Source organism: Pseudoalteromonas sp. MMG005, from assembly GCF_018101015.1.
Classification (GTDB): domain Bacteria; phylum Pseudomonadota; class Gammaproteobacteria; order Enterobacterales; family Alteromonadaceae; genus Pseudoalteromonas; species Pseudoalteromonas aurantia.
This window is the reverse complement of sequence record NZ_JAGJEK010000030.1, coordinates 48,579-68,637: the sequence shown is the minus strand read 5'-3', so window position 1 is coordinate 68,637 and position 20,059 is coordinate 48,579. Positions and strand designations below refer to the sequence as shown.

Here is a 20,059-nt window from a genome sequence, read left to right as displayed (position 1 = left end):
CTATTTAGAGGTGGGGTTTTTATTACGCTCACCTCGTTGTCTTCCTGACACAGGTCAGGATCTAGAGAAGCGAATGCACCTCACTTCTTTGTCTTCCTGACGAAGGTCAGGATCCATAAGAGTTGGAAAGGTTATGGTCACAATAACCCTGAAACTCCTTAGGAGAGACTACGCTCTTATGGTGTAATGATGTTGTACTCATCATTGCTGCTATTTGAAATACGTTTTACAGGACGTGTTTCACAGAGTAATAAAATGATGTTATTTTCGATAATTTTACATGTGAGTCTTTAGGGTTTTATTTTTATAAAAGTGGGGAAACCGAAATAGGGTTATCGTAAATATTATGATTGTTGTCGCTCAGAATTTGCTTTAAATAGCTCGATGTTTCGTTTCTTATTATAAAGCACTTAGCCCTTGACGATGTCTGTGATTTGGTTGAAGTGACTTTGATTTGTCTTTTGCCGTAAAAATACGCTTGATTTATCGATTGGATTATTAGGATATTGACTTGATTCAATACGTGTCTGATTGAGTTTATAGATAGGCGCCACTCTACAAAAGGGCGACGCACTTTTATTTATCTACAACCTCTTTCTGGCGTTGTATGATCCCAACATACTTCTTGGCCTGTGCAATGTACAGTATCGTTACAGCCTCTGCTGTTACATGCTCGCGCTGTTTTTGGACCTGCGCCAGCTACGTAAAGTGTCGCTGCTTCTGAAAGCGTATTGGTTGGGGTGAGTTGTTTTAATTGTTTTTTATTTATAGATATCTTCATGACTTAGCTCCTTGTTGTACGTTGATAGTTATGTTCAGAATGTATACCTACATCAGTGTAGGTTTTTTCATTGTATATTATATACAATTGCATGATCAATCTTTGTTTTGGTTAAAATAAATACAGTTGAGGGATGTTAAGCTAAAGTACTAAGTACTGACAGAAACTAAAAAGTAGTATTATATTATCCCCGACCTTACAATACACAGCAAAAGACCGTTTGTTACTTTTGAGGGTATATTGTTCAATTTTCCAGGCTTTAAGTCGACTATAATAACTGTGGTGAGCACGTACATATTTTATACTTCTCTTGTTTACTTTTATCCTCTTTGGGAATCTCGGATCGGTGTTATCTCATCACTATCAATACCCTTATTAGTATTAATGACATTTTTCGCTGCGCAATTTAATCGCAGCCGAATAGCGATTGCATGTCTCGTTTGGTTACTATTTATAGCTAGTCAACATGAAGCAGTGTTTTGGTTAGATTGGTGGCGGAAAAACCAGTCTTGGTTAATTTTAAGTATATCACTATGGTTTACAGTACTAGCGTTAATAAAAGATCGCGCCTTTTTGTCAATTCATGCCGTCTCACGTATTATTTACTTCATTTTATGTGCTGGTGTTTCTTTTTATTGGCTGAAATTTAATGTTGAAATTGTTTCGTTCGTATCTCAAGTCAACTTACTAATAGAGCTTAAAGAGTATTTCCCTGTCATTTTTCCAAGCGCTGTATTTGGTTTTTTATTGCTGTTATTGAGTCTCAAATCCAAGGATCTTACTGTTGCAGTATTGTTTACAAGCAGCGTGATATGGCAGCTGTATAGTTCAAACACCCTTGCTTTATCTGCGGAAGTTATATGTGTCATGGTGGCACTGATTTATCTTTTAGTAGTATGTATTGAGTCTTACTTTCTAGCTTATCGAGATGACTTAACAGGGTTACCAACACGAAGAGCACTCAAGCAGTTGTCATTATCATTGAGTCGTCGTTACACGGTAGCGATGATTGATATTGATCATTTTAAAAAGTTTAATGATACCTATGGTCATGATATTGGCGACCAAGTTTTAAAGTTGGTCGCGACAAAGCTTGCAAATATCAAAGGAGGGGGGCGCGTATTTCGTTACGGTGGTGAAGAGTTTACTGCGGTATTTCCACGTAAAAATACAGAGGTGTGTCTGCCATATTTAGAAAGTTTACGAAAGGATGTCGCGAGCTACGATATGGTGATCCGGGATGCTTCACGCGTTGGGAAAAAGTTTAGAAAAGCGCATAAATCGCAATCCTACAAAACGGTTAATGTGACAATCTCGATTGGCATCGCACAAAAAAGTTCAAAACAACACTTCGATCAAGTATTAAAGCATGCTGATTTAGCTTTATATCGCGCTAAAAAACGGGGACGCAATAATGTAAGTGAGTAAGCTTAATCGTTAGCTATCCCATGTGCTTATATTTACAGCATATGGATAGTTACATGATTTAACAGCTTGAAACGCAGTTTTACTTCTCTTTTCCTCTCGTAATACCTCGGTTTAATTTGTTGTTTTAAAAAGAAATAAGTGTAAGTTGTTGTATCATTAACTTGTTTTTTAACCCCCGGTTAACTTCAGTTTCATGCACTGCTCTCATACTGAACCGTTAGTCATTTTTCATTCATCTTGGTGGCTCTAGTTTAGCTTTCACACAAATTAAACAAACGTTATTGGCTGTAATTTGGCCATGAAAAAGTGTAGAAGGTGAGTATGAAAAAATCTGTTATAGCATTGTCTATTCTTGCATCTGTTCCCATGATTTCGAATAGTGTACGCGCACAGGATATCGGTAAACCAATTGAGAAAATAGAAGTGACGGGATCTAAAATTAAGCGCTCAGATATGGAGACAGCAAGTCCTGTTACAATTATTGGTGCTGAGGATATCAAAGCCTCAGGCGCCGTGACCATTGATGATATTTTACAGGATATGACTGCTGCTGGCGGCGCTATGACCAACCCTGGAGTTAATAATGGCTCAGGCGGCAACGCCAGTATCAACCTTCGCGGAATGGGGGACCAAAGAACCTTAGTACTAGTCAATGGCCGGCGTATGATTAACTCTGGTACTGGGGCCGCATCTACTGTTGATTTAAACACGATACCGATATCAATGATTAAATATGTAGAAGTACTCAAAGATGGTGCTTCTGCTGTTTACGGCACCGATGCAGTTGCAGGTGTGGTTAATATTATTTTGAAAGATGATTTCGAGGGAGCGGAGTTAAATGCTCAGACAGGTCTAAGTAGTGAAGGAGACGCACAAAGAAATAGCATTGCTCTTACTTTTGGCAATAGTTTTGATAAAGGAAATATGGTCTTTGGTTTGCAATATATGGACCGCGGTGAAGCAAGCCAAGCGGACCGTGATTTTTCCGCATGCCCAATTACGGAAAGTGATGACGGTAAAGAGTTACTGTGTGGGGGATCCTCAATTACACCTAATGGCCATGTATATTTAGAGAACGGTAAAGAGTTACAAGGTCGTCCTGATGGCTCTTATAGTGAATATAATCCAGAATCAGATCCATATAATTATTCGCAAGACAGCTATTTGTACACTCCGATGAAGAGCTTAAATTTAACAGGGCTTGTTAATTATGAGCTATCAAATGAAACGACTTTATTTACAGAGGCAATGTACACAAAGCGTTGGTCAGAGCAACAAATGGCACCACAGCCGATTTGGTTTGATTTTACTTACTCTGAAGCAATGGGCGACGATTTGCTTGAGCATGGCGCTGAGTATGGAGATACCATTCATTATCGTCGTCGAATGACAGATACAGGTACGCGGGATTTTTCTCAAGTAGTTGATACACTTAGAACAGTAGTAGGCTTAGAAGGGATATTGGAAAATGATTATAATTGGGATGTCGCGTTAAATTTTGGCAGAAATGACTCAGTTGATAAGCTGTCTAATTTACACAATGTGGGTAGCCTCACTGAAGATATAGAGAGTGGCAAGTTTAATCCGCTCGATCAAACAGCTTGGTCGGCAGAGAATATGTCTGATTATATTTACACCGAGCAAAATACTGGCGGTAGTCAAATGCTTAATTTGAGTGCTTCTCTTTCTGGTGAATTGTGGGAATTACCTGCAGGCTATATGGGGTTCGCGACTGGGGTTGAAAATCGTACTGAAAAAGCGTGGTATACACCAGATTCATTGACTTCACAGGGGCTTGCTAACGATCCTAAAGTAGAGCCTACCAGTGGCTCTTATGATGTTAGTGAAGCTTTTTTAGAGTTAGCAGTACCAGTATTAGCTGATTTACCTTTTGCGCAGAGCGTAGATTTAAGTGCGGCGGTAAGGACATTTGACTATTCAAGTTTTGGCAGTGATTCAACTTGGAAGCTGGGTTTTACTTGGAAAGTCAATGATGAACTGATGTTCCGTGGGGTGCGCTCGACTGCATTTAGAGCGCCCACAGTTGATGAGCTGTATGGGGGGAACTCACCATCGTTTGAGCAAATTAATCATGCACTACTTGATAGCCAAGCAGAGGTCACCGTAGGTGGTAATGATCAGTTAACACCTGAAGAAGCTAACACGATTACCGCTGGGCTTGTTTATGAACCACTATGGCTACAGGGTATATCAATGACACTTGATTATTACGACATCGCAATTAGCAATGCTATCGGCAGTGTTGATAATCAGTTTATTGTGGACAGCTGCATAGACAGTACGGGGCAGTTAAAGAATCAGGATACAGCGGTATGTCAATCTGCGAATGTGCAAGTATCAAATGGCAAGGCAACATTTAATAACCAATTACAAAACATTGGTCAAGAAACAACGCGCGGCCTAGATTTAAATTTACTCTATAAGTTTGAGGCCATGGGTTATCATTGGTCAGCAGGGTTAGACACGTCATTTTTGCATGAGCGAGTCGTGACTAACGCAGGAGAAACGATTGATTATACCGGGCTGATCACTTCAGGCTCAGGAGGCTATGCTGATATTAAATCTAACTTAAGCTTAGCTTTGAAAGCCGATGACTGGTATGCCAATTATAAGGTGCGCTATATTTCTGGTATGGACAGTTATGCCTGCTTAAGTGAATCATCACCCTGTTATGCACCACGTACTCCTTCAGTGATGTATCATGATATATCAGGAAGTTATTTTATAAATGATAGTATAAAAATCTCTGCGGGGATCAACAACTTATTTGATAAACAACCGCCGTATTATACAGGGAATAATGATTCAAATACGGATCCATATACCTATGATACGTTAGGTCGTTACTTCTATGCAGGGGTTAATGTAAAGTTCTAATTAGCCCATTGAAAGAGGGTTAAACTAAAAAAGGCACTGTTAATACAGTGCCTTTTGCGCTTGCAAAGTTTAAAATGTCCACGCAAGGTGAATTTGTGGAACCGATTCATTTACAGTTCCGCCAAGTTTATTACGCCATATTTGCCACTCAATCCCCAGCATCAATGTATCACTTTTGTTACCCAGAGCATGGCCTAAATCCCATTGAAGAATGGGCTGGGCGAGTAGCCAGTCATTGACATAAATACCAAATTCATTTTGGCGAGAACCAATATATTCAGCGTGACCTGTAAATAAAAATTTATGATCCCCTAAAGTGAACGGGTAACCCCATGCCAAATCAAACATCCATGCATTGCTTTGCGACGGTGCCCCTTGCTTTGCGACACCAGCACTATCATCAAAATAACCCGTTATTGTGGTTGATACATAAGTAAACCCAGGAATATCCCAGCTAAGCTTAATACCGGGTAAATATTTAACCACTTTTGGGTCGCCAGCAATGTTAACCCCCATTACCAGCCCAACATCTTTGAGAATACCTTTTTGAAATGAGTAGCCGCTGACAGCACTTAAACTGACGGTCGAGTACCACTCCATATAGAAGTCACGGTCTTGATAGTTATCTTGTATATCGTCATCTAAATAATCGACAAAGAAAAAGTTTTCACCGTAGTCATAAGCGGATGCATGCTGAAGTGAAAAAACACTGGTTTTTGCTTCACTAAGGGTAAAAGGGTTAGTAAATTCCCCATAGTTGAGATGAAGTTGGGTTTTACTCCAGTTTGCGGCGAAAACCGGCATAGAGTAAAGGTATATAGAGGCAAGCGCAAATAAGAGTAGTTTCGTCATTGTTTAGTACATTCCATAAGTACGTGAGCGACAACGAAGAGTATAGCAAAGGCACCAAAAATGGTGCCTAATATTCAATTTATAGCTTGTTGCGTTTCAAGCAAATAATGGTAACGGCAGTAATGGCGAGTATAAAACAATAGTATGAAGACGTTGATACATCCCAGGGGCTAATTTTAAATGTGGCACCTAGCAAGAGTGCTTGAGCGCCGTAAGGTAATGAGCCTTGCATAACACAGGCAAAAATATCCAGTAAACTGGCTGAGCGTTTTGCCGGTATTTCGCCATCATCAGCTAATTTTTTAGCGACGGGTCCTGCAACAATGATACTGACTGTGTTATTCGCAATACATAAATTGCTTGTTAGTACGAGTGCCGCAATACCAAGTTGGTCTGCAACTTGGCGGTGCCATTTTGCTATGATGGCAGTGAGTCCTTGGATCTTTTTAGCCAAATAGTCTAAGCCACCATTAATACGTATGAACTCAGAGAGTCCACCGATAAACATTGAAAGTAAAAATATTTCCTGCATGCTACTAAAGCCTTCGTATATATCCTTTACAAAACTGGCCATTTCATAGTCTCCAGTAAAGCCCATTGCTGCCGCAAAAATAATTCCGCTAAATAGCACGACAAATACATTCATTCCCGCTACGGCTAGGAATAAAATAAATGCGTAAGGTAGCACTAATAGCCAGTCAAACTCTTTAGTTTCGACAACTTGGGCCTCGGGTGTTAAAAATACTAACAGGCATACTGTTAATACGGCAGCTGGAAGTGCAATTTTTAGATTTTCTCTAAATTTATCTTTCATTTCACACCCTTGAGTACGAGTTGCAGCAATCGTGGTGTCTGAAATAATCGATAAGTTATCACCAAACATGGCCCCGGAGACAATCGTACCAGCCATTAACGCTGGATCAATTCCTGTTTTAATTGATACAGCTAATGCTATTGGTCCTATTGCGCCAATGGTGCCCATTGACGTGCCCATGGCAGTGGAGACAACCGCGGAGATCAAAAATAACCCAGGCAGTAAAAAGGCTGGTGGAATAAGAGACAAACCCGCATTTACAACCGCATCAACCCCACCTGTTGCACTGGCAACCGCAGAGAAAGCACCCGCTAGCAAGTAAATGAGACACATTGTTATGATGTTGCTGTGCCCAGCACCTTTTATAAAGGTTTCAACACTTTCATTTATAGAGGTTTTATTGATTAAAAATGCGATGACAATCGCAGGTAAAATAGCGACGGGGGCCGGGAGTTGGTAAAACGCATAATCAACCCCTTGAGACTGCAAATACAAACCAACACCCAAAAATAGGCCGACAAAGGTAAGTAACGGTAACAAAGACAACTTTGCGGCTAGTTTATTCATTGGCTCGTGCATTGAGACCTCATATCAAAAATATTTTTTATTGTTATGTCGCCATTGTTTTCACATTCAAGCGCATAATTCAAGTAATAGTTATAATGGATGTGTGAATGTATAGATGGCTAGATGGTTTGTCAATTATATTTGGTAACAATAATAAGCCGTTTAATACAGCTTATTATTTCACAGAGCGGTATAGCCTATTTTTATTGAATACATTGATGTAAATTCAAAGCGTTACGAGGTTGACGTTACTCATGAAGAGAAACAAGAGAAGTTTTCTCTAAAAAACTCAGTTCTCTGGATGGATACAAGTGCAGCACGCTTGTGTGGAAATTCAAACTCAAACTCGGTTTTAAAGCCCAATTTATGTATTTGATTGAGTAAACGGTGGTTGTCACTTCTGGGCTCTAATATGATCTTGTGGGTACGTATATCATCGAGGAAGATAAAGTGAGAGATTGCTGTACACCAGGCTTTAAAGAATTTGCTTCCCCGAAATAGCTCATTGCCGACTAATTGGTGCAGCCCTCTATCGAAGGCTTGCCATGGGTAGTGCGATGCGATGCTCTCTTTTGCACTTCAATAGAGTTCGAAGTAACCAAATGGCACTTCATTAAAGTAGCCGATAAGTGGCAACTCAAAGGGTGAGGCGAGTTTATTATGTATGTATTCACTTAATGCTTTTTCTGACCACGCTTGATCCCAAAACTGTGCTACACACGGATTGTTCATCTACTGATGAAATAGCGCTAAATCGGATTCAGGATCTATGACCCTAAAACTAATAGTGTGGTTTATATCACGATCGCTTCTTTTATATAATCGTTTACCGGCCAAATAGGGCTGGCCCATAGGAGAAGTTGTGCTCGGGGAAGTTTTAAAATGAGAGTCGTTAGGGCGACAGAGTAATAATTCAGGACAGTTATAAAATTCATACCTTGAGAAGCTAAAAATATTTATATGCTTGCCAAGCTGTTGTGAAGCTGGGTTTGATTGCCATGCGGGATCTTTGAATTGTAAGTGGTTGATATGTTGATAATAGTGGAATATTTTATCAATAAATATAGTGAGCTCTTGTATGGATGCGATGTTGTGCGTGGACAAATAAACAATGATTAAAAACAACGGTACCAAGTTGCTCTCAATTTAGGCAAATGCGCTTGTTTAACGCTGTACTGTGAGAATGCATATTGTGTGCTGCCATCCTTTTTCTTTAAAACATGTCTGAGCCCCTTACGTTAAAGTACTGGTTATGTTCAGTTAGTGACTAGATCATGGTAGAGCGCGATACATTGCTACTGGTGCTCATGACATTGTGTTTGATAAATCGCGCATTTTAAAATGACCGAAGAGTATCAATGTTCCCTAATTGGGTATTGTGACTTCTAGTGCTTTTAACCAAAAAGCGTTTGTTTGCTGCTTTTGCATGCGATTAGTAATTGTTTTTATTATCTTTCGAGTCTTAGTAAGGGGTTTAAATGAAAATACGAGGGGGTAAAAACCGCATAGCGGTTATTTAATACGCCATAGAACAAAGTAAATAGGTTAATAGATATAAGAAAATAACAGATGATTTCTATTTGTAATCTCGGTATAACGACTCGTAACTTAATAGGAGCTTGATATGATTAAAATAGCTGTTTTTGGTGCGAATGGAAGAATGGGTAAAGTGCTATGTGAAGCAAGCCTATCAGCACAGTACGCACAATTGTCGACAGCGTTAGTGCGAGAATCTAACGTATTGATAGGACAACCCGTTGGGCCTGTCATTGGATGTCGAGACACTGAAGTGGCATTCGCCAGTGAGAAATCACTTAATTCAGACGTAGATGTTGCAATTGATTTTACATTACCTGAGGGAATGAAAGCGCATTTGGCTCTTGCGATAAAGCAACGAGTACCTATGGTGATTGGTACTACAGGGCTTAGCGACGAAGAGATGAGCACCTTAAAAGACGCAGCTCAGTATATTCCCATTGTGTTTTCAAGAAACTATTCGGTGGGGATTAATTTATTAGAAAATTTGGTTCAGGTTGCAGCAAAAACCTTGTCAGAGGATATTGATATCGAAATATTTGAAGCCCATCATCGCCATAAAATAGACGCACCATCAGGCACTGCGCTGATGATTGGCGAGGCAATTGCGAAAGCAAAAGGATGGGATCATGCTGAGGTTGCAAAGTTTGATAGAAGCCAAGATGGTGGCGAAAAATCTCAACAAGAGATTGGTTATTCAGTGATGAGAGGGGGGGACATAGTAGGAGAACATACGGCTTACTTCGCTGCAGAGGGCGAAAGGCTTGAACTTACCCATAAAGCAAGTTCAAGAATGACCTTTGCGAAAGGTGCAGTAAGGGCTGCAGCATGGGTCAAAGATAAACCAAATGGACTTTATACCATGCAGGACGTGCTTGATTTGCATTAGATAATATGTACTTTTAACCTCTTAATGGTTTTTTTTGGCCTTAACTGCTATTTCTCATGTTTTTAATGGTTTTATTAGACGAACCTGACAAAGTGCTGTAAACTACAACGAATTTGCCAAAAATTATTACTGCGTGTTACCAAGCGCTTTGTGAACGGGATGAAAGCGTAATAGCTAGCTCCCGTTTTTTACCATTTAGGAGGTTATCTTGACTAAATCCGCTCTGTTAGTCCTTGAAGACGGCACAGTGTTTCGCGGTACTGCGATCGGCGCTGACGGCTTGTCAGTCGGTGAAGTAGTATTCAATACGTCTATGACTGGTTATCAAGAAATTTTGACGGACCCGTCGTACGCGGAACAAATTGTAACGCTGACTTACCCACATATCGGTAATACCGGAACTAACAGTGAAGACGAAGAAGCGGACCAGATCTGGGCGAAAGGCCTAGTGATCCGCGATTTGCCTTTACTCGCTAGTAATTTCCGTAACGAGCAATCGTTAAGCGATTACCTAAAAGAACGTAATATCTTAGGGATAGCGGATATTGATACACGTAAATTAACGCGTATTTTACGTGATAAAGGCGCGCAAAATGGGTGTATTATTGCGGGTGACTCACTTGATGAGCAACAAGCATTAGAAGCGGCAAAAGCATTCCCAGGTTTAAAAGGCATGGATTTGGCAAAAGTAGTCTGTACGAAAGAACAGTATACTTGGGCGGATTCAAGCTGGACTTTGGGTGAAGGCTACCGCACGCTTGCGGCAGAAGAAGAAAAATTCCATGTAGTTGCATATGACTTTGGCGTGAAGAAGAATATTCTACGTATGCTGGTGGATCGAGGTTGTAAGTTAACAGTGGTACCTGCAGAAACCTCCGCTGCAGACGTGTTAGCACTAAACCCAGATGGTATTTTCTTGTCAAATGGACCTGGCGACCCTGAGCCATGTACCTATGCTATTGATGCAATTAAAACTTTCCTAGAAACAGACACACCAATCTTTGGTATTTGTTTAGGTCATCAATTATTGGCATTAGCTTCAGGTGCACAAACAGTTAAGATGAAGTTTGGTCACCATGGTGGTAACCATCCAGTAAAAGACCTAGACCGTAACGTGGTGATGATCACTGCACAAAACCATGGCTTCGCAGCGGATGAAGCAAGCTTACCAGATACACTACGTGCAACGCACAAATCATTATTTGATGGTACTTTACAAGGTATTCACCGTACAGATAAGCCTGCATTTAGTTTCCAAGGTCACCCAGAGGCAAGCCCAGGTCCGCATGATGCAGCGCCTTTGTTTGACCATTTCATTGAACTAATGCTAGCTCGTAAAGCTTAATTGAGACCGGAGTAATAATGCCAAAACGTACTGATTTAAAAAGCATTCTTATCTTAGGCGCAGGCCCAATTGTGATTGGCCAAGCCTGTGAATTTGACTACTCAGGTGCTCAAGCGTGTAAAGCACTAAGAGAAGAAGGTTATCGAGTTATTCTTGTTAACTCAAACCCTGCGACGATTATGACAGACCCTGAAATGGCTGATGCGACGTACATCGAGCCAATTCATTGGGAAGTTGTTGAAAAGATTATTGAAAAAGAAAAGCCTGATGCTGTCCTACCGACTATGGGTGGTCAAACAGCATTGAACTGTGCGCTAGACTTAGATAAATACGGTGTATTAGCTAAGCATGGTGTAGAGCTTATTGGCGCGACAGCAGATGCTATCGATAAAGCTGAAAACCGCGAACGCTTTGACGTTGCGATGAAAAATATCGGCTTGGAGTGTCCTCGCGCAGAAATTGCACATACAATTGATGAAGCACACGACGTGCTTACTCGTATTGGCTTCCCATGTATTATTCGTCCTTCATTCACTATGGGTGGAACCGGTGGTGGTGTTGCTTATAACCAAGAAGAGTTCGATGAAATTTGTACTCGTGGTCTTGACCTTTCACCAACGAGCGAATTGTTAATAGATGAAAGCTTGATTGGTTGGAAAGAGTACGAAATGGAAGTTGTTCGTGACAAAAACGACAACTGTATCATTGTATGTGCTATTGAAAACTTCGATCCAATGGGTGTTCACACAGGTGATTCAATCACGGTTGCTCCAGCACAAACACTGACTGATAAAGAATACCAATTGATGCGTAATGCTTCGATGGCGGTTCTGCGTGAAATCGGTGTTGAAACAGGTGGTTCAAACGTACAGTTTGGTGTTAACCCTGATGATGGCCGTATGGTTATTATTGAGATGAACCCACGTGTATCTCGTTCGTCTGCGCTTGCTTCAAAAGCAACTGGCTTCCCGATTGCAAAAATTGCGGCCAAGCTGGCAATTGGCTATACCCTTGATGAACTGCAAAATGACATTACGGGCGGCGCAACACCAGCTTCTTTTGAGCCGTCAATTGACTATGTTGTTACTAAGATCCCACGCTTTAACTTTGAAAAGTTTGCTGGTGCCAATGACCGTTTAACAACACAGATGAAGTCTGTGGGTGAAGTGATGGCAATTGGGCGCAACCAACAAGAGTCATTACATAAAGCATTACGTGGCTTAGAAGTGGGTGCAAACGGGTTTAACCCGATTGTGGCACTTGATGACCCTAAAGCGAAAGAGAAAATCATTCGCGAATTACGCGAGCCCGGTGCGGAGCGTATTTGGTACATTGCAGATGCAATGCGTCATGGTATGAGTGTTGAAGATGTATTTGAGTTGACTAAAGTTGACCGTTGGTACTTAGTGCAAATCGAAGACATTATCAAAGATGAAGCAACTATTGCCGATGTTGGTTTAGCGGGTTTAACTAAAGACTTCTTGCGTCGTCTTAAGCGTAAAGGGTTTGCTGATGCACGTATTGCTGAGATTGCAGGTGTATCAGAAAAAGAAATTCGTAAAAAGCGTCACCAATTAGAAATTTTGCCAGTATATAAGCGTGTAGATACATGTGCGGCAGAGTTTAGCTCAGACACCGCTTACATGTACTCTACTTATGATGAAGAGTGTGAAGCGAATCCGTCTGATAAAGATAAAATCATGGTGATTGGTGGTGGTCCAAACCGTATCGGTCAAGGTATTGAATTCGATTACTGTTGTGTGCACGCAGCACTTGCATTACGTGAAGATGGTTACGAAACTATCATGGTTAACTGTAACCCTGAAACGGTTTCAACGGATTATGACACATCTGATCGCCTATTCTTCGAACCAATTACGCTTGAAGATGTCCTTGAGATTGTACGTGTTGAAAAGCCTGTGGGTGTTATCGTTCAGTACGGTGGTCAAACACCACTGAAATTAGCGCGTGAGCTTGAAGCAAATGGTGTTCCAATCATTGGCACGTCACCAGATGCAATTGACCGTGCTGAAGACCGTGAACGCTTCCAGCAATTGGTTGACCGTTTAGACCTTTTACAGCCTGAAAATGCAACGGTAACGTCAACGGAAGAAGCGATTGCTAAGTCTCAAGAGATTGGCTTTCCATTAGTTGTTCGTCCATCCTATGTTCTAGGTGGTCGTGCAATGGAAATCGTTTATGACGAAGATGATTTACGCCGTTATATGACAGAGGCTGTACAAGCGTCAAATGAAGCACCTGTATTGCTTGACCGTTTCTTAGATGATGCGATTGAAGTTGACGTAGATGCAATTTGTGATGGCGAGCAAGTTATTATTGGCGGCATCATGGAGCACATTGAGCAAGCGGGTGTTCACTCTGGTGACTCTGCATGTTCATTGCCAGCACATTCTTTACCGCAAGATATACAAGACGTTATGCGTAAGCAAGTAACTGGTATGGCGCTTGAACTTGGGGTTGTTGGTTTAATGAATACGCAGTTTGCTGTTAAAGATGGCAAAGTGTATTTAATTGAAGTAAACCCACGTGCTGCTCGTACAGTGCCGTTTGTTTCAAAAGCAACAGGTGTAGCATTGGCTAAAGTGGCAGCGCGTTGTATGGCGGGTCAAACCTTAGCAAGCCAAGGTGTTACTGAAGAGATTATTCCACCGTACTACAGTGTAAAAGAAGTGGTACTGCCGTTTGCTAAGTTCCAAGGTGTTGATCCATTACGTGGCCCAGAGATGCGTTCAACGGGTGAAGTGATGGGTGTTGGTGATAATTTCGCCGATGCGTTTGCAAAAGCACAATTAGGTGCGGGTAATGCTTTACCACGCGGTGGCCGCGCGCTACTATCTGTGCGTAACAGCGACAAGTCACGTATTGTTGAATTAGCAAAAACCATGAGAGAAATTGGTTTTGAGCTAGATGCAACAAACGGTACCGCAAAAGCCCTTGAAGAAGCAGGCATTGAAGTTCGCCGTGTGAACAAGGTATTTGAAGGCCGACCTCATATTCTTGACCGTATCAAAAATGGTGAGTATAGCTACATTGTAAATACCACTGAAGGTCGCCAAGCAATTGAAGACTCGAAGGTGTTACGTCGTGGTGCATTAAGACATAAGACAAATTACACCACAACGCTTAATGCAGCGTTTGCTAACTGTACTGCGCATGCTGCAGATGACAGAAATGTAGTGAACTCTGTACAAGAATTACACCAACGATTGAACTAAGGACAAAGCCAAGGCCTAGAAACCTTGGCGATAAGTGAGATACTTATGCAATCAATTCCGATGACAGTACGAGGTGAGCAATTACTTCGTGAAGAACTAAACCATTTAAAATCGGTAGTTCGCCCTAAAATAGTTGCCGATATCGCCGATGCGCGTGAACATGGCGACTTAAAAGAAAATGCTGAATATCATGCTGCGCGTGAGCAGCAAGGTTTTTGTGAAGGCCGAATTCAAGAAATTGAAGCGAAGCTTTCCACTTCTCAAATTATTGATGTCACAAAGGTTGCCAATAACGGTAAAGTGATATTTGGTACAACCGTAACGATCGTTAATGTTGATACTGATGAAGAAGTGAAATACCGCATTGTTGGTGATGATGAAGCTGATATTAAAAGTAATTTAATTTCGGTTAATTCACCTATCGCGCGTGGACTAATTGGAAAAGAGTTAGATGATACAGCGAATATTCAAACACCAAATGGTGCTGTTGAATATGAAATCATCGAAGTTGAATATATTTAAGTATTAAACTAAATCAGTAAAAGGCCGAGCAATGCTCGGCTTTTTTATTTTTAGTATATCGTGTCTTCTGAAGGAGTAGCTGTACATATAGGAAATAATTTGTGAGAGTACTTAGTTTCCAGAATAGTTGGCGGGTTAGCTTGGCTAGCAAATACTAAGCAGTGGTGTAGATCTACTGATTGGTTCAGAAAAAATGCTTAATAAGTATGTAAATAGTAAAACCGAATTATATAATTTTCTATGTATTGGTTACCTCAAAACCAGTATTACATTAATGGTTTGTCCATTGAATAAAATAACGTGATAACCCCCATTGTTGTGATTGTTATGTAAACTATTTGATAAAAACAGCAGAAGGGAAATTAATTCGATGTATTTGGGTTTTTTCTCCTGTATTTTGACGGTTAACATTCGTCTGTTCAACATATTGTCGCCTGCAGCAAGCTGCGCATTAGAGTAAATAACCAATCAAAAATGGCTTTAAATTGTATGGACGTGTTCGTCGTACACATTAAGGAAACCCCTCGTGCGGATAAATAAATCTTTTCTCAATTACTCTCGTGTGATCCATGTTTATGTATCTATGGCGTTATTAACACTGATGGTGTTTTTTTCCATTACAGGGGTAACGTTGAATCACCCAGAATGGTTTGCAGATAACGAAGCGTATGTTGATGAATTGGAACTTCAATTGCCTCGTTCATTACTTGGGGTAGAGCACCAAGGTGAACTCATAAAATATTTGCATCAACAAAGTTGGTTTAATGGTAAGAGACTTACATTAGAGCGAGATGAGTATGAGCTGTTTATCAGTGATAAGGGCCCGGGCGCACATTTGGCCATTACAGTGGATCTAGAAAGTGGTGACGCGTTTATAGAAAAAACAAATTATGGCATGTGGGCAAAACTCAATGATTTACATAAAGGCCGCAATAGTGGTGCAGTGTGGCGATTGGTTATTGATGTCAGCGCCATATTAATGATTTTATTTAGTGTTACGGGTTTGGTGTTAGCACTGGCCCAGAGACGAGTAAATAAAACTCTAGCGCTAAGCTTAGTAACCACGTTAGGGGTCTTTTTTTGCTATTTATTTTATGTATAGCACGGTTTAATTTTTTGAGGAGAGAAAATGATAAAAAAATGGTTGTTTCTATTGGTGGTACAGTTCTTTGTGGTTAGTAAAGCACAAAGCTCGGAAATAGAACTCTCTATCAATTTAGCAAAACAGACGGGGGAATATCATAATCCTTATGTCGCAGTGTGGATTGAAAACGATGAGGGAAAAAGTGTACGGACGTTAGTGCTTTGGCGCGAAGGTGCTAAATGGTTAAAAGATATTCGCACATGGTGGCGAAAAGTGGGCAGACGAGATTCAGCTCTAGTCGATGCCATCACTTCTGCAACACGTCCAGCGGGAGATTATCGTTTGAATTTTAAAGCGAGTGATGATCAAGGGAAAAGACTAGAGAATGGCAATTATACCTTGAAAATTGAAGTCGTTAGAGAGAACGGTGGTCGAGCCATTATTAAGAAAAAGTTTAGCTTAAATGGGCAGGCGCAGACTTATACCCTTAAAGCTACCCCAGAAACAAATATCGCAACATTTTCGATTAAGGAATAAAAAAGTATGTCTAAATTAAAGTTATTCGCTATTTTAGTATTGTCAATGGCTACCTCGGCACAGGCACATAACCGTTGGATTTTACCTACTCATTTTAGTGTGTCGGGCGAAGAACAGGTATGGATAATGGCCGATGTTACGGCATCTAACGAAACGTTTAACGTCGATAAGCCAATGGGTTCAGACAGGTTTAGTATTATTAAACCAAATGGTGAACGTGCTCGTCCAAGTTCAAGCTTTCGAGGTCACCGTAAAAGCGTAGTGGACATTAATTTAGTGGAAGACGGAACGTATAAAATGTTTTTGGATAGTGATGTCAGTTACTGGACCAGTTATGAAATAAAAGGAAAGGATGGTACGCAGTGGCTACGCAATACAAGCAAAGCGAATCGTGATGCTAAACTTCCCAAAGGCGCTAAAAATGTCAACACGCTGGCCTCTAAATCGCAAGTTATGACCTTCGTAACACTCAATGCACCCACAGAGAACTACCGTTTAACCAAGCAGGGTTTAGAGTTGAAGCCAATTACACATCCGTCTGACATTGCTCAAAATGAAAAAGCACAACTGCAATTTGTGTTTGATGGCTTGCCACAAAAAGGCGTAGAAGTTGAAATTATTAAAGATGGTGCGCGCTATAGGAACAATTTGGATGCATTGAAATTGACCTCTGACCAAAAGGGGCAGATCTCGTTTACATTACCAGAGGCAGGTAGATACTTATTAATTGCTGAATTTAAAAAATCGCAAAAGAATAACCCATTGGCTGATGAAATGGGTGGCCAAGTATTCTTTACTTTTGAGGCGGTATTGAACTAAGCCTCTGTACATGTACTTTATATCACAGTCATGATTGCCTATATTATTGGCAATCATGTATCGTTTTATTTGTCAGTAAAGAGCGTACAGAAAAAGGTGTTACTTTATTTTTAACATCTACAGTGACTTTGGCGATGTCTAAATACTGAAAGTCACCAGGGCCGTTCAGTTGCCATAATCCAGCAGCTATTTTCGATAAGCAAAATGCTTTTGTATCTCCATGACTGACTAAAATGGGAAAGTCATACGTATTTGCAAGTTTGTTCAATGCCTCTTTATATACTTTAAACCCATCGCACTTCTTTTGGCGAGTATCAGTGCATGCTTTGTCATGTTTTGGAGGAGCAAATATATCTGCTTGCATAAATATCACCGCCGCAGTTAGGTTTTCATTTAAATGAGATGTTAGCCAGTTTAAGTTATGTGAGTCTCTGACTTGTACTTGCGCGCGTGCGATTTTTTTATCTGATTTTAAAATTTGCTTACGACCATTATTAGTGCCAACCACGTGCAAGGTCATAAAACGAACATTATTATGTAGCCAAGCTTGATTCTCAGGTTGCGCTGTTTGCCGTGTGTATTTGTTAAGTTTTGCTGAGGTGTGAGTGAACTCTGTACGAATGAAATCTAATCGTTCGAGCTCGTCATACCTTGGTTTTAGGCTTTTTCTATCGCAGTCAGTCCAATCATTGTCTCCAGGCGTATAAATAAAAGGTTGTGTACTTATCTGGCTAATGAGTGTGTAATTTTCTTTTAGTATCGTGTTTGTGCAAGGTACCGCACCGGATTTAATGTCTCCAACATGTACAACAAAGTCATGAGGTGTACTTTGTGCTGCTTTATAAAGTATGCCGGTAGGATTACTGAGCATTTTTGCATCCACATCAGAATAAGGCATATCACCATATACAAGAAACTGACTAGGTTGAGCGGAAGTAAACAGGGCCGTGCCAACGAGCGTAAATAACAAGGGTAGCTTGAGCATATGCGTTCTAAGTGGAGAAGTAGAGTTTCTACGATATATCATTAGGCAATGTAAATAAAAGTGTTAATTGAGAAAAAATGTAGGGTTTGTGCCATCAGAAGCTGGGTTTAATACCAAGGAACTAACGTGGCTATCGCACTTTTAATCGTGAGTAGGAGGGTGGTGTTAGAGTGTTTTTAGTAGATTTTGGGAGTAAGCTCGATAAGATAAACAGTAGAGAAAATCGTTTAGTAAATGCTACCGTTCTATATGCCACCGCTACTCAGGCTTGTCGATGTTGCATATGTGCAACACCGTTATATAAAATCACTCCACGACAGAGGCTACATCGATTGTTATTCTTGTGTCGAAACTTTAATTGGAGCATGAGAAAAATATGAAAGAAATACTGCCTATATTCTGGTTACTTTATATGGCATTAATGTCATTAACAACACAAGCAAAACAAGCTGATGTCATGGAGATTGAAGCGGTATTTGCCGCTTATATGGACAAATATAATGACTATTTACGCCATGGTGAGTTGACGAACAAGACGCAATTGTATCATGATAAAATGATGGTACTTTCTGGCCGAAGTGGGGCAGCAGTTACATCAGCTAATAAATTTAACGAACAGGTTAAAGGCTTTTTAGATAACTTAAAAAAGCAAGGTGTTACACGTGTTTCATGGGAGAAAGTGGGCATTCAACAATTGAGTGACTCAGTTGCAATTGTGAGTAACAGAGCTGTCCGTTATTTGAAAACCGGTGAAGTACATAACCGAGTGGGGGCGACGTATTTTATCAATAAAGTTGGTGGAAGTTGGAAAATATCTGCTTTCACAGTGCACTCACCAAATACAGTATTACCAATATAAAGATAAGGAAAAAATGGAAAACTGGGATGACTATCGGCTGATTTTGGCGTTACATCGAGGCAAAACATTGCGCGGTGCAGCTGAGATATTAACGCTAAATCACTCGACAGTTTCAAGGAGAGTATTGGCATTAAAGAATAAGTACAATGCAGATGTGTTTGAGTCGAATCAATCTGGATTTGTGCTAACCTGTTTTGGCAAAACCTTATTACACTCGGCGCAAGAAATTGAAAAGCTGATATTAAGCGATTTACGCCGAGAGCAAAGTGTCAATGCGGATCTATCGGGTAATATTCATTTATCAGTGCCACCTGCAATTGCGCAATTCTTAATTTTTGACGCGTTACATGATTTTCAATTGCAGCATAAAAATATCTCTTTACATGTACATACTTCATACTCTTTAGCTGATTTAGATAGATCTGAAGCAGACGTTGTTGTGAGGGTATCTAATACACCCGATGAGCATTTAGTTGGACATCGCTTATTCCCCATTTATTTGGGTTATTATGCCAGTGAGGCATATTTACAAGCGAAGGAGTGTTCACAATATCAATGGATAACTAATGTGTATCAACAGGCAGCACCAACCTGGATTGCTCAATCTCCCTTTCCTGATGCACCGATTGGATTTACAATCGAAGATTTAGTCTTGCGTCATTACGCGGCTTTAAAAGGTCAAGGAATGATACTCGGTGCCTGTTATATTGCAGACACGTTAGGACTTAAGCGCTTAAACACTCAGTCGTTAATGATACATCAAGATATATGGGTGTTAACTCACCCAGACCTTAAAGATGTTCCACGTATTCGCGCGTTAATGCGCTTTTTAACACACGCGATACGTCAGAAAAAACCGTTAATATTCGGTGAAATTAAAGAGTGAAAACCCAAGCACGATTGAGCT

Annotated in this window: 15 protein-coding genes and 1 pseudogene; 11 read left to right on the top strand and 5 right to left on the bottom strand. The window is 40.5% G+C overall.

The window, feature by feature from the left end:
- Positions 1 to 580: 580 nt before the first annotated feature.
- The gene (locus J8M01_RS21170) at positions 581 to 781 is read right to left on the bottom strand and encodes a hypothetical protein (protein ID WP_211052898.1); all 201 of its coding nucleotides are present in this window, start codon (positions 779 to 781) and stop codon (positions 581 to 583) included.
- Positions 782 to 1,165: 384 nt separating this feature from the next.
- On the opposite strand from J8M01_RS21170, the gene J8M01_RS21165 reads away from it, so the two are divergent.
- Both J8M01_RS21165 and J8M01_RS21160 read left to right on the top strand, forming a co-directional pair.
- On the top strand, positions 1,166 to 2,209 hold the full coding sequence (locus J8M01_RS21165) for a GGDEF domain-containing protein (RefSeq protein WP_247671222.1): 1,044 nt from the start codon (positions 1,166 to 1,168) through the stop codon (positions 2,207 to 2,209).
- A gap of 321 nt (positions 2,210 to 2,530) precedes the next feature.
- Positions 2,531 to 5,107, top strand: coding sequence for a TonB-dependent receptor (locus J8M01_RS21160; protein WP_211059244.1), 2,577 nt, complete (start codon positions 2,531 to 2,533; stop codon positions 5,105 to 5,107).
- Positions 5,108 to 5,176: 69 nt separating this feature from the next.
- On the opposite strand, the gene J8M01_RS21155 is transcribed toward J8M01_RS21160, so the two are convergent.
- The 3 genes and pseudogenes from J8M01_RS21155 to J8M01_RS21145 all read right to left on the bottom strand — a co-directional run bounded on the left by J8M01_RS21155 (position 5,177) and on the right by J8M01_RS21145 (position 8,072).
- On the bottom strand, positions 5,177 to 5,959 hold the full coding sequence (locus tag J8M01_RS21155; RefSeq protein ID WP_192507977.1) for a nucleoside-binding protein: 783 nt from the start codon (positions 5,957 to 5,959) through the stop codon (positions 5,177 to 5,179).
- 79 nt (positions 5,960 to 6,038) lie between these two features.
- Positions 6,039 to 7,340: a Na+/H+ antiporter NhaC family protein gene (locus J8M01_RS21150; protein ID WP_247671221.1), complete on the bottom strand. Its 1,302-nt coding sequence runs from the start codon at positions 7,338 to 7,340 to the stop codon at positions 6,039 to 6,041.
- A 252-nt stretch (positions 7,341 to 7,592) separates the two neighbouring features.
- A pseudogene (locus J8M01_RS21145) lies at positions 7,593 to 8,072 on the bottom strand (GNAT family N-acetyltransferase).
- An 892-nt stretch (positions 8,073 to 8,964) separates the two neighbouring features.
- Between J8M01_RS21145 and dapB the strand changes: the two are divergent.
- The 7 genes from dapB (at position 8,965) to J8M01_RS21105 (ending at position 17,308) form a co-directional block, all read left to right on the top strand.
- A complete protein-coding gene (dapB, locus tag J8M01_RS21135; protein WP_192507974.1) occupies positions 8,965 to 9,765 on the top strand; it encodes a 4-hydroxy-tetrahydrodipicolinate reductase in 801 nt (266 codons plus the stop codon).
- A 208-nt stretch (positions 9,766 to 9,973) separates the two neighbouring features.
- Positions 9,974 to 11,110, top strand: coding sequence for a glutamine-hydrolyzing carbamoyl-phosphate synthase small subunit (carA, locus tag J8M01_RS21130; protein ID WP_138597169.1), 1,137 nt, complete (start codon positions 9,974 to 9,976; stop codon positions 11,108 to 11,110).
- Positions 11,111 to 11,127: 17 nt separating this feature from the next.
- The gene (carB, locus tag J8M01_RS21125; RefSeq protein WP_210997749.1) at positions 11,128 to 14,346 is read left to right on the top strand and encodes a carbamoyl-phosphate synthase large subunit; all 3,219 of its coding nucleotides are present in this window, start codon (positions 11,128 to 11,130) and stop codon (positions 14,344 to 14,346) included.
- 45 nt (positions 14,347 to 14,391) lie between these two features.
- Positions 14,392 to 14,868: a transcription elongation factor GreA gene (gene greA / locus J8M01_RS21120; protein WP_192507972.1), complete on the top strand. Its 477-nt coding sequence runs from the start codon at positions 14,392 to 14,394 to the stop codon at positions 14,866 to 14,868.
- A gap of 526 nt (positions 14,869 to 15,394) precedes the next feature.
- Positions 15,395 to 15,970: a PepSY-associated TM helix domain-containing protein gene (locus J8M01_RS21115; protein ID WP_192507971.1), complete on the top strand. Its 576-nt coding sequence runs from the start codon at positions 15,395 to 15,397 to the stop codon at positions 15,968 to 15,970.
- Between the two features lie 27 nt (positions 15,971 to 15,997).
- Entirely contained in the window at positions 15,998 to 16,489 is a 492-nt protein-coding gene (locus J8M01_RS21110) for a DUF2271 domain-containing protein (RefSeq protein WP_192507970.1), read from the top strand.
- Positions 16,490 to 16,495: 6 nt separating this feature from the next.
- Entirely contained in the window at positions 16,496 to 17,308 is an 813-nt protein-coding gene (locus J8M01_RS21105) for a DUF4198 domain-containing protein (RefSeq protein ID WP_211048140.1), read from the top strand.
- A 43-nt stretch (positions 17,309 to 17,351) separates the two neighbouring features.
- On the opposite strand, the gene J8M01_RS21100 is transcribed toward J8M01_RS21105, so the two are convergent.
- On the bottom strand, positions 17,352 to 18,293 hold the full coding sequence (locus J8M01_RS21100) for a hypothetical protein (RefSeq protein ID WP_211059242.1): 942 nt from the start codon (positions 18,291 to 18,293) through the stop codon (positions 17,352 to 17,354).
- 376 nt (positions 18,294 to 18,669) lie between these two features.
- Between J8M01_RS21100 and J8M01_RS21095 the strand changes: the two genes are divergently transcribed.
- Together J8M01_RS21095 and J8M01_RS21090 are read left to right on the top strand one after the other, a co-directional pair.
- Complete coding sequence (locus tag J8M01_RS21095) at positions 18,670 to 19,152, top strand: hypothetical protein (RefSeq protein WP_211059241.1); 483 nt, start codon at positions 18,670 to 18,672, stop codon at positions 19,150 to 19,152.
- Between the two features lie 13 nt (positions 19,153 to 19,165).
- The gene (locus J8M01_RS21090) at positions 19,166 to 20,038 is read left to right on the top strand and encodes a LysR family transcriptional regulator (RefSeq protein WP_211059240.1); all 873 of its coding nucleotides are present in this window, start codon (positions 19,166 to 19,168) and stop codon (positions 20,036 to 20,038) included.
- Positions 20,039 to 20,059: the final 21 nt, after the last annotated feature.